Annotated in this window: 15 protein-coding genes; 8 read left to right on the top strand and 7 right to left on the bottom strand. The window is 67.8% G+C overall.

Translation table 11 applies throughout. The features are described from left to right. The first annotated feature begins 377 nt into the window (after window positions 1-377). Entirely contained in the window at window positions 378-719 is a 342-nt protein-coding gene (locus CHC08_RS20115) for a hypothetical protein (protein ID WP_089209001.1), read from the top strand. A 130-nt stretch (window positions 720-849) separates the two neighbouring features. Here the strand turns inward: CHC08_RS20115 and CHC08_RS20110 are convergent, their stop codons facing one another. Next, window positions 850-1,683 (bottom strand): helix-turn-helix transcriptional regulator, encoded by an 834-nt coding sequence (locus CHC08_RS20110; RefSeq protein ID WP_089208873.1) that lies wholly within the window; start codon window positions 1,681-1,683, stop codon window positions 850-852. A gap of 264 nt (window positions 1,684-1,947) precedes the next feature. Here CHC08_RS20110 and CHC08_RS20105 point away from each other — a divergent pair, with 264 nt between their 5' ends. Continuing rightward, complete coding sequence (locus tag CHC08_RS20105) at window positions 1,948-2,697, top strand: aldehyde dehydrogenase family protein (RefSeq protein ID WP_245878431.1); 750 nt, start codon at window positions 1,948-1,950, stop codon at window positions 2,695-2,697. Between the two features lie 318 nt (window positions 2,698-3,015). Here the strand turns inward: CHC08_RS20105 and CHC08_RS20100 are convergent, their stop codons facing one another. From CHC08_RS20100 to CHC08_RS20080, 4 genes are all read right to left on the bottom strand, one after another. Next, the gene (locus tag CHC08_RS20100; protein ID WP_245878430.1) at window positions 3,016-5,262 is read right to left on the bottom strand and encodes a xanthine dehydrogenase family protein molybdopterin-binding subunit; all 2,247 of its coding nucleotides are present in this window, start codon (window positions 5,260-5,262) and stop codon (window positions 3,016-3,018) included. Beyond that, window positions 5,259-6,251 carry an FAD binding domain-containing protein gene (locus CHC08_RS20095; RefSeq protein WP_089208871.1) on the bottom strand — a complete coding sequence of 331 codons (993 nt, stop codon included), beginning with the start codon at window positions 6,249-6,251 and terminating at the stop codon, window positions 5,259-5,261. Before CHC08_RS20095 ends, CHC08_RS20100 begins: the two co-directional genes overlap by 4 nt. Beyond that, on the bottom strand, window positions 6,248-6,874 hold the full coding sequence (locus tag CHC08_RS20090) for a 2Fe-2S iron-sulfur cluster-binding protein (RefSeq protein WP_089208870.1): 627 nt from the start codon (window positions 6,872-6,874) through the stop codon (window positions 6,248-6,250). The genes CHC08_RS20095 and CHC08_RS20090 overlap by 4 nt, the downstream gene beginning before the upstream one ends. A 791-nt stretch (window positions 6,875-7,665) precedes the next feature. After that, window positions 7,666-8,286, bottom strand: a complete 621-nt coding sequence (locus tag CHC08_RS20080) for a TIGR03086 family metal-binding protein (RefSeq protein ID WP_089208869.1) — start codon at window positions 8,284-8,286, stop codon at window positions 7,666-7,668. A gap of 79 nt (window positions 8,287-8,365) precedes the next feature. On the opposite strand from CHC08_RS20080, the gene CHC08_RS20075 reads away from it, so the two are divergent. The 3 genes from CHC08_RS20075 (at window position 8,366) to CHC08_RS20065 (ending at window position 9,533) form a co-directional block, all read left to right on the top strand. Beyond that, a complete protein-coding gene (locus tag CHC08_RS20075; protein WP_218825389.1) occupies window positions 8,366-8,803 on the top strand; it encodes a MarR family winged helix-turn-helix transcriptional regulator in 438 nt (145 codons plus the stop codon). A gap of 110 nt (window positions 8,804-8,913) precedes the next feature. Next, window positions 8,914-9,120 (top strand): hypothetical protein, encoded by a 207-nt coding sequence (locus tag CHC08_RS20070; protein ID WP_089208868.1) that lies wholly within the window; start codon window positions 8,914-8,916, stop codon window positions 9,118-9,120. Next, window positions 9,117-9,533 (top strand): type II toxin-antitoxin system VapC family toxin, encoded by a 417-nt coding sequence (locus CHC08_RS20065; protein ID WP_089208867.1) that lies wholly within the window; start codon window positions 9,117-9,119, stop codon window positions 9,531-9,533. The genes CHC08_RS20070 and CHC08_RS20065 overlap by 4 nt, the downstream gene beginning before the upstream one ends. Before the next feature lie 142 nt (window positions 9,534-9,675). Here CHC08_RS20065 and CHC08_RS20060 read toward each other — a convergent pair whose 3' ends face one another. Continuing rightward, entirely contained in the window at window positions 9,676-10,710 is a 1,035-nt protein-coding gene (locus CHC08_RS20060; protein WP_089208866.1) for a hypothetical protein, read from the bottom strand. 298 nt (window positions 10,711-11,008) lie between these two features. Here CHC08_RS20060 and CHC08_RS20055 point away from each other — a divergent pair, with 298 nt between their 5' ends. Together CHC08_RS20055 and CHC08_RS20050 are read left to right on the top strand one after the other, a co-directional pair. Beyond that, window positions 11,009-11,470 (top strand): DUF3224 domain-containing protein, encoded by a 462-nt coding sequence (locus CHC08_RS20055; RefSeq protein ID WP_218825388.1) that lies wholly within the window; start codon window positions 11,009-11,011, stop codon window positions 11,468-11,470. Window positions 11,471-11,718: 248 nt separating this feature from the next. Next, window positions 11,719-11,982 carry a GlsB/YeaQ/YmgE family stress response membrane protein gene (locus CHC08_RS20050; RefSeq protein WP_089208864.1) on the top strand — a complete coding sequence of 88 codons (264 nt, stop codon included), beginning with the start codon at window positions 11,719-11,721 and terminating at the stop codon, window positions 11,980-11,982. Between the two features lie 233 nt (window positions 11,983-12,215). Here the strand turns inward: CHC08_RS20050 and CHC08_RS20045 are convergent, their stop codons facing one another. Further along, complete coding sequence (locus tag CHC08_RS20045; protein WP_089208863.1) at window positions 12,216-13,163, bottom strand: SDR family NAD(P)-dependent oxidoreductase; 948 nt, start codon at window positions 13,161-13,163, stop codon at window positions 12,216-12,218. Window positions 13,164-13,337: 174 nt separating this feature from the next. Here CHC08_RS20045 and CHC08_RS20040 point away from each other — a divergent pair, with 174 nt between their 5' ends. Next, complete coding sequence (locus CHC08_RS20040; protein WP_218825387.1) at window positions 13,338-13,922, top strand: TetR/AcrR family transcriptional regulator; 585 nt, start codon at window positions 13,338-13,340, stop codon at window positions 13,920-13,922. Window positions 13,923-14,009 lie beyond the last annotated feature (87 nt).

Below are 14,009 nucleotides of genomic sequence, written 5' to 3'. Positions count from 1 at the left end.
AAAAGACGTGACATCTGGTCAGCCCGAATCTCGATGGTGTATCGGCTTCGAACCGGTTCTCGTCCGGACACCTGTCGGACCTTGCGGCCTCACGCGGGCACGAATACCACGGAAGGGCGCTTCAAGAAGAGTCGCCCTTCCTTGAGGACAACGGCGAGGTTCTCGATTGCCGGGACGTGGACGGGTGAATCGCCCTGGGGATGCTCACCCCCATCGAGTACGAGATGCTCTATCCGAACGTCCAGTCGGCATGAGAGTCAACCAAGCCGACTCCACCGAACTCGGAATACGTCACTCGTTTCCTTAAGGGGGGTCGAGGTCACGGTACCGTAGGCTCCCTGTACGGCTGAGCCGTGCACGACCAAGAGGGACCTTTCGTGAGTGAGATTTCCAGGGACGAGTGGTACGCGGTTCGCTGCATCTTCAGGTGGGGCGAACCGTACAACGCCTACGAGGAGCGGATCACTCTCTGGCGAGCGGGTTCGGCTGAAGAGGCCGTCCTTCTGGCCGAACGCGAGGCTGAGAAGTATGTCGACGGGCACGACTTTGAGTATCTGGGCCTGGCCCAGTCATATCGGCTCGCCGATGAAACGATTGGGCACGGGGCCGAGCTCTTTTCCCTTCTCAGGGAGAGCGACCTCGAACCGAGAGAATACCTCGGCACCTTCTTTGACACGGGCGATGAGCGACAAGGGGCGATCGGCGAGAGCGGCTCTTGACGTTGAGCCTCATGAGTCCAGGACTACGCGTCCTCGTTGGCGCCCCCGGCTCCGTCGCGCAGCAGCCCGGAGCGACACCGCCTTGCGAAATCCCATGCCGTCGGCCCGCATCTACCGCCTGACCAGGGCGTCAGCCGTGCTCGTGGCCGATGACGGACAGCAGTTGGAGTTTTTCGTAGCTCTCGCTACCCGGTGATGCGGTGTGGACCAGCAGCAACTGGGACTGGTCGGGGTCGACCAGGATCTGGCAGTGCAGTTCGAGCAGGCCGAGCTGGGGGTGCTGGACGCGTTTGGGAGCGCAGTACGGGCCCGCGACCGGGTGCTCGCGCCAGATTCCGGCGAATTCGGGGCTCTTGGCGAGCAGGGCATCGACGATCGCGGCCGCGCGGGGGTCCTTGCTGTCACGCGTGTACACGCGGTGCAGGTCTGCCGTGATCAGCCTGCTGTGGGCCGGGTGGTCGTCCTCGGGGTAGATCAACCGGGTGGCGGGGTCGGTGAACCACCGGTAGTGCAGGCTGCGCGCCAACCCGGTGTGCAGGCCCTCGTCGCCGACCAGTGCCTTTGACAACCGGGTCTGCTTCAGCGTCTCCCCGAGATAGGTCACGACCTGGGCGGCGGCGTCTTCGAGCCCGTCGAAGATGCGCATCATCCCCGGGGTCAGGTGGTCGGTGCGCAGGGCCCGTTGCGGGGTGGCGTAGCCAGCGAGGCGGAACATGTGGTCGCGTTCCTCAAGGGAGAGACGCAGACCGCGGGCGAGCGAGGCGAGCATCTGCTCCGACGGGTGCGGCCCGCGCTGCTGTTCCAGCCTGCTGTAGTAGTCGATCGACATGTCGGACAGCACGGCGACCTCCTCGCGGCGCAGCCCGCCGGTACGCCGCCGCCTGCCACGGGGGAGCCCCACGTCCTCGGGTTGCAGCGCCTCCCTGCGGGTGCGCAGGAAGTCGGCGAGTCGGGGCCGGTCCATGGTTCCGTTCTCCTTTCCCACGTTCAGACGATGGCGAATTCGGCACAGGCCGGCCTCCGGAGGCGGGCGTCGGCCTCGACTCCCGGTGGGGCCGCCGGTGAACGGGCCGAGGCGGTTGCCCGCACCGGGCGGCGCCGCAAGGTCGGTCATCGACACATGCTCACAACAATTCCCTGGTCAGGAGTGTTTCCTCACGGTGCCAAGCGTCGCAGGTCCGGCACGCCGTATCCATGCACTGTCGATCCTGGGATCGGGGGTGGGTGGGTGGGGATCCACGGATCAGGAGAACATTCCTACGGTCGTCTGCCGCTACCACGGTGGGGTCTGCTGGAGCTCGGCGGCAAATCCGCCAACGTGATCCTCGACGATGCCGACCTCGCCCTGGCCATCCGGCTCGGGGTGGGCAACGCCTTCGCCAACGGCGGCCAGGTCTGCGGCGGGTGGCCGCGAATGCTCGTTCCGGCGTCGCGGCACGACGAGATCGTCGAACTGGCCGTGGCGGCCGCCGCCGAGTACACCGTCGGCGACCCGACCGACGAGGCCACCCACATCGGCCCCATGGCCTCGGAGGCGCAGCGCCATCGGGTCGACGGCTACATCCAGAAGGGCATCGCCGACGGCGCCACCCTCGCGTTCGGCGGGCCCGGCAAGCCCGACGGGCTGCACACGGGTGCTTACGCACGACCGACGATCTTCACCGACGTCGCCCCGGACGCCGTGATCGCCCAAGAGGAGATCTTCGGCCCCGTCTTGACGATCATCCCGTACGTCGACGAGGACCAGGCCGTCGAGATCGCCAACAGCACCGTGTACGGGCTCACCGGCGCCGTGTTCGGCAGCGAGGATCGCGTGCTCGCGATCGCCCGGCGGCTGCGTACCGGTCAGGTCGACATCAACGGTGCCCAGTGGAATCCGCTCGCACCGTTCGGCGGATACAAGCAGTCGGGCAACGGCCGGGAGTTCGGCCGCTACGGCATCGAGGAGTTCCTCGAGACCAAGTCCATCCAGCGCTGACCTCCCGCCGCCGGACCACACCCTCGTGCGCCGTGGCTCGCGGCACCGGGCATCTCGCTGTCGAACATCCGGAATCCGTCGGGACGGTTCTGCTCGATCACCTGCACAGGGCTCGGAGAGAGCCGGCCGTTCGCCGCCGGGAGGACCGTCACCCGCAGGTCTCCAGATATGTCGGGCACGGTGACCCCGATGCGGCCGGCGGTTACCGCCGTACGGCTGCCCGACGTCTGCGAACCTCGGCTCTCGTACCGCTGAGCAGTGAGCGCGGCCGGTGTGACGTCCGCGCCGGAGAACCGGCGCGGACGTCACGGCCGCCCGTCAGTACGTCACCGCTCCGCCGCCGATGCTGTTCTCGATCGCGGTCCCGGCCGTCAGCACCCGGTCGAGGCGGATGGGCAGGCTCCGGTGGCGTATGCCGGTCGCGTGCCAGACGGCATTGGCGATGGCCGCCGCGACCCCGACGATTCCGATCTCGCCGAGGCCCTTGATCCCGGTGGGGTTGTAGGTGTCCGGGTCGTCGACCCAGCCGGCCTCGATGACGGGCACGTCCGCGTTGGACGCCACGTGGTAGCCCGCGAGATCGCCGTTCACCAGGCCGCCGGACGCGGTGTCCCTGATCCCCTCCTCGTGCAACGCCATCGACAGTCCCATGATCATTCCGCCGATGAGCTGGCTGCGCGCGGTCAGCGGGTTGACGACCCGGCCCACGGCGAAGGTCCCGAGCATCCGCCGTACCCGTACCTCACCGCTGGCCACGTCCACCGCGACCTCGGCGAACTGGGCGCCGAAGGCATATCGTTCCTGCCCCCGCATGGCCATGACCAGCTCTGTCGTGTCCGCCCGGGCCGTTGTCCCCTCCCCCGGGATCTGGTCCACGAGAGCCAGTTTCTCCCGTAGCGCGGCCGCCGCCTCGGTGACCGCCCAGGCCCAGGAAGCGGTGCCCATGGAGCCTCCGGCGAGAAACGCGGGCCCGAAGTCGCTGTCCGCGATCTTCACCCGGACCGTCTTCAGGGGCGTCTCCAGCGCGTCGGCGGCGATCTGGGTGAGCGCGGTACGGGCGCCGGTCCCGATGTCGGCCGCGGCGATCCGTACCGTGAAGGTGCCGTCCGCCTCGGCGGTGATGGATGCCGAGGACGGGGCGGTCCCCGCCGAGTGGGCCGCGGCGGCCATACCGGTTCCGAGCAGCCAGCGCCCGTCCCTGCGCGTCCCGGGGCGCGGATCCCGGTCCGTCCAGCCGAACCGGCGCGCTCCCTCCTCGAAACAGGGGATGAGGTTGCGGCTGCTGAACGGCAGCCCGGACGCGGGTCCGACCTCGGGTTCGTTGCGGAGGCGGAGCGTGATCGGGTCCAGCCCGGTCTTCTCGGCGAGCTCGTCCATCGCCGACTCGATGGCGAACGAGCCGGGAGCCCAGCCCGGAGCGCGCATGAAGGACGGGGTCGGCACGTCGAGCCGTACCACCCTGGTGCGGGTGCGCAGCGCGTCGGCGGCGTATACGACGCGACTGGGCTGTGCGCTCTGCTCCACGTATTCGTTGATGGTGGACGAGAACGAGGTGGCGTCGTGGTCGAGTGCCCGCAGCCGCCCGCCGGGCTCCGCGCCCAGCCGGATCCGCTGCGCCGTCGCGGGCCGGAACCCGACCATCGAGAACAGCTGCCGCCGGGTGAGGACGACCCGGACCGGACGGTCGAGCATGGTGGCGGCCATCGCCGCGACTATCAGGTGCGGACGCATCAGGCCCTTGGACCCGAAGGCGCCGCCGACGTGCTCCGACCGCACCCGTACCGAGGTCGCGTCGAGGAAGAACAGCTTGGCCAGATCCTGCGCGACGGCGTGGGAACCCTGGTTGGAGTCGATCACCTCCAGGCGGCCGTCCTCCCATCGCGCCACCGCGGCGTGGGGTTCCATCGCGGTGTGGTACTCCTCGGGCGTGGTGTACTCCTCGTCCACCACCACGGCGGACGCGGCCAGCTCCGCCTCGATGTCGCCCTTCTCCGTATCCGTCCGCGCCCGGGGTCCCCCGTCCGGCGTGTGCAAACCGGGGTGGCCCGAGGAGAAGCCGACGTCGTGCGGTTCCTCGTCATAGGTGACGACGAGCGCCTCGGCGGCCGCCCTGGCCTGTTCCGGGGTCTCCGCGACCACCAGCGCCACCGGCCAGCCGACGTGCGGCACGCGGTCGTCCTGCAGGATCTGCAGGGTCGCGTCGGGCCCCATCATGCCCACCCCCGGCTTCAGGCGCGGCGCGTTCTCGTGGTGCAGGACGGCGAGCACGCCGGGCATCGCGAGGACGGGTTCGGCGCCGATGGAACGGATCCGGCCGCGGGCCACGGTCGAGGTCGCCAGCCAGCCGTACGCGAGTTCGGCGAACGGGACCTCCCCGGCGTAGCGGGCGGCGCCGGTGACCTTGGCGCGGCCCTCCAGGCGGGTGCGCGAGGTGCCGACGGCACCGGAGGAGCCGGCGGTACGGGTGGGTGCGGGGGAGGTGGTCGTACCGGCGGCGGCGGTCGCCGCGGACACGCTCGGTACGGCCATCGGGGTGGATGGGGCGGACACGGTCGGCGCGGTCATCGGGCATCCTCCTGTGTGAGCTCGGTCAGCATGGCGACGACCAGATTCCGGATCAGCGGCACCTTGTACCCGTTGTGCGTCAGGGGTCTGGCCGCGGCCAGTTCGGCGTCGGCCGCGGCGGCGAACGCCTCAGGCGTCGCCGGTCCGCCGGTCAGCGCCTGCTCGGCCTTCCGCGCGCGCCACGGGCGGGACGCGACCGCTCCGAAGGCGAGCCGGACATCCCGTACGGTGCCGTCCTCGACATCCAGGGCAGCCGCGATCGAGCCGTTGGCGAACGCGTAGGACGCGCGCTCCCGTACTTTTCGGTAGCGGGAACGGGCAGCCACCGGAGCGGCTGGAAGGGTCACTCCGGTGATCAGCGCGCCGGGCGGCAGCGCGGTCTCGCGGTGCGGGGTGTCGCCGACCGGCAGGTAGAACTCCGACAGGGGCAGCTCGGCGGGTCCGTCCGCGGTGTGGACGGAGACGACGGCGTCGAAGGCGGCGAGCGCCACACCCATGTCCGAGGGGTGAGTGGCCACGCAGTGCTCGGACCAGTCGAGGATGGCGTGGTTGTGGTGCTCGCCCGTGAGCGCCGGGCAACCGCTGCCGGGCACGCGCTTGTTGCACGGCTGGGTCGTGTCGCCGAAGTAGCCGCAGCGGGTGCGCTGCAGCAGGTTCCCGCCGACGGTGGCCATGTTGCGCAACTGGCCGGACGCGCCCGCGAGCACAGCCTGGGCCAGCGCGGGGTAGCGGCGCCTGACCTCGGGGTCGGCGGCGAGGTCGCTGTTGGTGACGGTCGCGCCGATCTTCAGGGCCCCGTCGTCCGCGACCTCGATCCGGTCAAGGGGGAGCTCGCGGACGTCGATCAGTAGCGCGGGGTTCTCCACACCGGTCTTCATCAGATCGACGAGGTTGGTGCCACCGCCGAGGAAGCGGGCCTCGGGATCCGTGGCGAGCAGGGAGACCGCCTCGGTCACGTCGGTCGCGCGCATGTAGCCGAACTCTCTCATGCCGTCACCCGCGCGCCCGAGCCGCCGGCCGGGACCGTACCGCTGCCGGAGCCGCCGTCCGGAGTCGTGTCGCCGGCGGATTCGCGCACCGCCGCCGCCTGCGCCGCCGCTTCCGCGACCGCGCGCACGATCGACACGTACGCCCCGCAGCGGCACAGGTTGCCGCTCATCCGTTCGCGTATCTCGTTGTCGTCGAGTGGGGGTGGTCCCGTCTCGGGCCGGATGTCGGCCGTGGCGGCGCTCGGCCAGCCCGCGGCGTGCTCCTCGATCACGGCGACCGCGGAGCAGACCTGACCGGGCGTGCAGTAGCCGCACTGGTAACCGTCGAAGTCGAGGAATGCCTGCTGCACCGGATGCAGCCGCTCGCCGTCGGCCATGCCCTCGATGGTGGTGACCGCGCGTCCCTCGGCGGCGACCGCGAGCTGGAGGCAGGAGTTGGCCCGCCGGCCGTCGAGAAGCACGGTGCAGGCTCCGCACTGCCCCTGGTCGCAGCCCTTCTTCGTCCCTGTCAGATCAATGTGCTCTCTCAGGGCGTCGAGCAGGGTGGTGCGGTTGTCGACCGTGAGTGAATGCGTTTCGCCGTTGACACGTAGCGAGATGGCGCTGGATTTTGTGGGGTTCATTACATCTCCTGATGGTGAGGCGCTGGGAGGTCGCCGCAGGTGGCGGTCAGAGCGCCGTGCAGCCCGACCGTCAGGCCGAAGTGTCCGAGGTGGTTCGTCGGTGCGTGGGCGGTCTCGGCTCCGACGGGACAAGGGAAAGATGATGGCTGATCCTCATATGCACACCGGCGAGGTTATCTTTCCCGGATTCAAGGCTGTGGAGATCTTTGCGCTCCGGCCCGCGGACCATCGGCGCCGGTGGGGCGCTCCGGCGCCGAGGTGATGACCGCGTGGCGCCTGTCGTCGGTGGGTGGCCGGGGGTTGGTCGGGCAGGGCGCCTGCCGGTCGTCGCGGTCGGGCCGGCGGAAGAGCTTCGGGGCGAGGGCCCACTCGGATCAAAAACCTATTATCGTAAATCTGGGTCTGTTGATAGAGTTTTGGTGCTATTTCCGTAATGATTGCTGTGCAATAAGCGTGCTTCTGGCTGGATCCTGAGAAAACGTGGTCGGCGTGAGGTTTTTGGTCTTATTGATTAGCGTTCTGAGGCTTGTCGACTCGCGTCTGGATCCACGGGTTCAGGTTGCCGATTTCCTTGCGGGAGTAGCGCGGAAGATAGCGTCGGACGAACTCGACGATCGAGGCGACGGGGAGCTCGTCGCGTTGCTGCGGCCGTATGTGGACGCATCCTCGATCTGGGGGGATGAACGGAGCTGGTCCCTGCTGGGACCTCCGTCCGCTTGACCTCAGGGTGCAGGGTCGGTACGTCTCGCGAGGGCCGGCCCGGGCACGGCGTCGCTGCCGGACTCCAACCGCTACGCCGGCGGCCACGTCTGCGGAACCGTGACTCCATGGCCGCGCGGGGAGCGGCCGAGCATGGCGAGGATCAGATCGAAGCGGGTCGCGTCCTCGGGGACGGCCAGACTCGGCTGGAACGCGGCGCCCGGTCTACGGCGTCGCTCGTCGTCCGGGATCGCCTGGGCGATCGGCCACGCGGCCTCCACCAGCTCCGGCTCCGCGATGAACTCGACGCCGAGTGATTGGGCGACGTCCCAGCCGTGCACCAGGTAGTCGATGAGGTGAAAGCCGATGGCCTGTGCCGCGGGAAACGTCAACCCCCTCCCGAACTCGGGTAGTGCGAACGCTCGCTCCAGCACACCGTCTTCCGCGAAGGCCGTCACCACGCGTTCGGCGGCGCCGCTGTAGGCCGAAACGGCACCGGCACCGAGCGGCTCGGCCTGCCACACGGCCAGATCGGCTCCGCCTCCCTCCGCCGCAGCGGCGAAGCCGCGGTGCTGAGCGGTCATGTGGGCGAGCAGGTCGGCCAGCGTCCAGCCGGCGCACGGCGTCGGCCGGCCGAGGTCCTCGGTCGTCACCTTGGCGACCATGTCCACGCTCGCGCGCACCGCGCGTCTGTCCAGTTCTCGAACGTCCATGAACGACTCCTCACATTGATAAACCTCCGCATATCATCTACAGATGCTTATCATCTGTCAATGCGTATAATACGTTGCCGTGACAGACCGCCCCGATCTGGCCGCGATGATCAGCCCGCTGAGCAGGGCGCTCATCGACGCCGAGCTGCCCGTGCTGCACGAGCACGGCCTGTCGATGTGGGCCTACTCGGTCCTGCTCGCGCTGGACGAACGGCCGCTGCGGACCCAGGCCGCGCTCGCGGAGTCCATCGGTGCGGACAAGACACGCATCATCGGAGTCCTCGACGACCTTCAGCGCAGGGGTCTCATCGAGCGGACCCCCGACCCCGCCGACCGGCGTGCCCGTGTCCTGTCGTTGACCGCCGAAGGCCGCCGCGTACGCGACTCCGCGCAGGCGGCCATCCGGCGCGGGGAAGAACGCCTGCTGGCACGCCTTTCCGCCGAAGACCGGCGTGGATTCCTGCGCGCCCTGCAGGCGCTCGCCGCCCTGTCCCCCGAAGAGATCGCCGGCGCCTAGCCGCGGGGCGGGCGCCCGGCAACCCCTCTTTGCGAAAGATCAGAGTTGCTTGAGTCGAGCGCTTGTGTTCGGCCGTATGTGTTCAGGTGGTGTCTGGTTACACTCGATGCATGAGCGTGATGCGTGAGGAGCTTCACCACCTGGTGGACCGCCTGCCCGAGGAGAAGGTGGCTCCACTGCTCCGTCTTGTCCGGGACCAGCTCGACGAACAGCCCATTGTCCGTGATCTGCCGTTCATCGGAACACTTGAGGCCGAGCCGGATTTTGCGGAACGCTCTGAAGAGATCTTGCGCTCGGAGGACAATCACTCTTCGTGATCGTCATTGACTCAGGGCCTTTGGTTGCAGCGGTCAATATCCGAGACAACCATCACGAACTCTGCGTCAGGCTTCTGAGGACTCACCCGGGTCCGCTTCTCGTTCCCGTCACGGTTGTCACGGAAGTCTGCCAGCTCATCGAGAAGCGTCAGGGAAGTAAAGCGGAAGCGGCTTTCCTGAGGTCTTTCCAGACTGGCCTGGTTCTGATCGACCTCAACAACGAAGACCTGGATCGAATGAGTGATTTGGTCGAAATATACGCCAATCTCCCATTGGGTGCGGCTGATGCCTCCGTGATCGCGGTGGCCGAGAGGCTTGGGCTGGCTGAGGTGGCCACACTCGATCGTCGTCATTTCACCGTCGTACGTCCCCGGCATGTAAGCGCGTTCACCCTCCTGCCCGAGCGGCTCTGAGTACGGGCCTGGAAGATCATTTCCAGCGATATCCGGGTTGATCGGCTACAGCGGCACCAGCGTCAGGCTGCGTGACCCATCCAGGTGAGGTCTTGCCGGATGGGTGGTCGAAATTGCCCGCAGGGCTCATAACCAGCTCCGATTAAATCGGGCGGCACATCTCCGGAGACAACGTGACCGATGGGTCAGTAGTCCTGGAAAGACGGCGAGCTTGCTGTACTGACACGATGATTGCCGCGCTTACCGTCATCGCGGCCAGGAGCGCTCCCGCGGCGGTCAGCGTCAGGCCGTCCGGGTGGGTCAGGGCTTGGCCACGCTGAGCCTGCCACAGCAGGAGGCCGATGACTCCGGCGTAGCCGAGCGCGGCGACGATCACGAGGGCGGCGCGGGTCGTCATATCGTGCAGGACGGGGAAGCGGCGTGCGAGCAGCCGGAGTCCGACCGCGATCAGGGGGAGTGCCTGCAGGGCGTGCAGTCCGACGAAGTGCGCGACGCGGAGGTCGCCTGACTCGGTTGCCCATCCGGTCAGCGGCATGGTGGCGCCGCCGTCGAACCCGCCGATGGAGTGGGCCCCGATCGTGGTCGGTTCCAGCCCGTTCCTGAGCACTTCCGCCTGGTCCGGGGTTGGGCTGGTCATCAGGTAGCCGATCGACATGCCGCCGAGGGACAAGGCGATCCCGAGGGGAATCGCCCATGCCATCGCCCTGTCGAGCCGGCGCTGGAAGAGGAGGAAGACGCCCACGGCGAAGGTCGTCAGCCAGCCCAGGTAGGCCGCACCACCCATGATCGCGAAGAGGGTCCCGTCCAGCGGCGTGGAGAAGTTGAAGTGGCTGCGTACACCGCGCGCGGCCTGAAAGGTGATGACCGCGATCTCTGGGAGGAGGAAGCCCAGGACGACCACCGTGGCCAACCACCGGAGCGTTCGCCGCCATCGCTGGACTTTGCCCAGCATCCACGCCAGCGTGGCCGCGTACAGCGCGAAGGAGACGGCGAACTTGAACGGCTTGAGCCAGACCGGCTCGCCGAGTACGGTGCGCTCGTCGATCACCATTCCGATGCCGCTGAATACGGTGAGTACGGTCATGCCCGCCGCGCACAACAACAGCGGGCGGTGAGCGGTCATCAGGTCGCGGCGGGCTTCCCGGTGAAAGTGGAGGCGGGTGAGCAGGTTCGTCATGGTTGACAGCCTGTTGAACTGGGCCGGCGCGAACCAGAGACAAGGTCATCTATGGGATATGACCTCATCATGATCAAGACTTTTTGCCATATAACGCATTCGGGCCCCAGCGCCGCTCGGAAGTCCGCTGTCTCGTTGAGTCGATTCCTTCGAGCTGGCTGGCCGGTCACCGTGGCGTCAAGAGGGCGACGAGCATGATTTCTCGCCTGAATCGAACCTCTACCAGTGGCAGGCCATCTCCACCCGCTTCGACCAACTCGCCGGCCGCTACCTCGCAGGTGCCACCATCGGCTGCCTGATGCTCTGGCTGCGCCATGCCGAACTGTCAGGCCCTCTCAATATCATCAGTGCCATGAGAGCTTCCGGAACGTTTACCGTCAAAGCCTTCGCCCCGACCGAGCTGGCGCCATCCCCGCCAGTGTCCACCGGAGTCGCGGTGGGGGTCGCGACGATGGAGAAACACTTCGAGGGAGATATCGTCGGCCGCTCGGCGACCCTCTTCACTTCTGCGTTCGACCACACAAGCGGCGTTGGCACCTATGTGGCCATGGAGTCCTTCGAGGGTTCACTGCACGATCGCGACGGGGCCTTCAACTTCGCACATTCGGCGACGACCTCCGGCAGCGACCGCACCGACGAGTTCTTCACCATCGTGCCTTCAAGCGGCACTGGCCAGCTGACCGGGATCACCGGTTCTGGTGGGCTGACGGTCGAAGCCGATGGCACCCATCGGATGTGGTTTGACTACGAACTCGGCTGAGCTGACTACTGGCGCACCGGGGTGCCAGGCGCCGTACACCCAGGTCTTGTCGATCGGCCGGTAGTCGTTTTCTGGAGGTTCTCCGCCGGTTCAGGTGACGGCCGACGGGTCCGCGCAGGCGATCCTCCGGGGGCTGGTGCCGCATAAACGGTGTTCTGTTCTGCGTATATGCGCCGTCAAGCGCGTGTCGACAGAGGCCTTTTAAGGTCTCCCTGAACCGTTGAAACACGCCTCACAGGGAGATCAATATGATCATGTTCATCATCAGCGCCATTATCGTCGGGGCGATCACCGGTGGCCTCGGCCGGCTGCTGATCCCCGGTCGCCAGGAGATCGGGATGGTGGCCACGATCATCTCGGGCATCGTGGCCGCCTTTGTCGGCTCGGGTATCGCCTACCTGCTGGGCTTCGAGGACAAGACGTGGATCGTGCTCATCGTGCAGCTCGTCCTGGCCGTCGTCTGCGTGGGTGTCGTGTCGAACTCCAAGAGCGCCAAGAAGAGCAGGGCCTGACCCGGCCGTCCGCTCCCGCATTCTCATATGTCATCGCCGCCGACGCCGGGGCGCGCACGCGAGGGTTTTCGAGCCCTGCCCGACAGGCATCGCCGGTGGAAGGCCATGGTCACCGGGCCGGGTTTGAAGGAACGACCTCTGCCGAGGGCGTGGATTATGGCGGAGATCCTCACGAGGCCGTCCATGGCGTTGTTGTCACACGGGTCGCCTCGGCCGGATGGAAGGCGATGCGGTTACGAGGCGAGCGTCTCGACGGACACCTGCCAGAGCCGCGTGGCCGCCTCGGGGTCGAGCGCGTACGCCGCGACCCCCCGGCGGCTACCCGCCTGGTTCGGCTCCGCCTCGTTGCAGTCCTCGAAGTAGCGGCCGCCGACGCCTTCGAGAAGGGGTGACGTCGCGACCAGCACGGACGTGGCGGCGCCCTGCTCGGGCGTCTTCCACGCGAGATTCGCCGCAACTCCAGCCTGAGCGATCATCCGGTCGATGTCCTCCTGCGGGACGTGCCGCTGCAGGTTGGTCCGGATGCCGCCGGGGTGCACCGCGTTGACGGTGATGCCGTCGCTCGCCCAGAGCCTGTTCGCCTTGACCGCGAACAGGACGTTGGCCGTCTTGGACTGCCCGTAGGCGAGCCACGGCTCGTACGCGCGGTTCCGGAAGTGGATGTCCTCGAAGACGATCGGTGAGCGCAGGTGTGCGCTTGAACTGAGTGCCACGACGCGGGCGCCGTCGGCCGCCGCGAGCGCCCGGTGCAGTCCCGTGGCGAGCGCGAAGTGGCCGAGGTGGTTGGTGGCGAACTGGAGTTCCCAGCCCTCCGGGGTGCGCGTCTCGGGTGACGCCATCACGCCGGCGTTGTTGATGAGGATGTGCAGCGGGCCGTCCCAGGCGGCGGTGAAGGCCGCGACGGAGGCCTGGTCGGAAAGGTCGAGGGGTGCGACGAGGACCTGCTTGTTGCCGGTGGTCGCGGTGATGTCCTCGGCGGTGCGCTCGCCCGCCTCGAGGTTGCGGACCGCCAGGGTCACCTCGGCGCCCGCGCCGGCGAGCGTACGGGCGGTCTCGATGCCGATGCCGGACGCTCCACCGGTCACGATGACGCGGCGGCCGGTGAGATCGATACCGTCCACAACCTCGGCGGCGGTGGACTGCGCGGTGAACGGCGTGGTGATAGGTGTGGTCGCAGTCATGATCCTGCCTGTCTTGAGTGACAATGCGGATGGAAGGCCCAGCGGGTACGATGTGAAACGGAGGATCCTCCGCTACGTATGACTGTAAGCGGAGTATCCTCCATTTAGCAAGTCGCATCCCGACGTCGAACGGTCGTCCACGGCATCCGAATGGACGGACGAGGAGGAGACACCGTGCCGGACACCGGCCCCCGACCGCTGCGCGCCGACGCGCAGCGCAACCGCGACCGGTTGCTCGCCGTCGCCGTACGCGCGTTCTTCAATGACGGGCCGGACGTGACACTCGACGCGATCGCGAAGGACGCGGGCGTCGGCATCGGCACGCTCTACCGCCATTTCCCCACCCGTGAGGCGCTCATCGAGGCGGCGTACCGCAACGAGCTCACCAAGTTGTGCGACGCCGCGGCGGAGCTCCTGCGGACCATGCCGCCGGACGAGGCGATGCGTGCCTGGATGGATCACTTCGTCGACTACATGACGACCAAGCGCGGCATGGCCGACGCGTTGCGCGTGGTCATCGCGTCGGGCGGGGATCCGTACGCGGAAAGTCGTGACCGGCTGATCGCCGCGATCACGATGTTGCTTCACGCCGGTGCCGCCGCCGGAACCGTACGGTCGGACATCGAACCGGTCGACGTGCTCGCCAGCATGGGTGGGGTGTCCCTCGCCGCGGGTGCGCCCGCGCAACGTGATCAGGCCAGCCGCATGCTCGACCTGCTGATGGACGGCCTGCGCTACCGCGACACCTCCGCGCGCTGACATGAGATCCGGCCTGCGCTACCGCGCCACTTTCACGCGCTGACATGAGATCCGGCCTGCGCTACCGCGCCACTTTCACGCGCTGAC

The sequence above is a fragment of the Streptosporangium subroseum genome, assembly GCF_900188345.1.
GTDB classification, from domain to species: Bacteria; Actinomycetota; Actinomycetes; order Streptosporangiales; family Streptosporangiaceae; genus Streptosporangium; species Streptosporangium subroseum.
The sequence above is the reverse complement of the archived record's forward strand: the minus strand, read 5'-3'. Positions and strand labels throughout refer to the sequence as shown.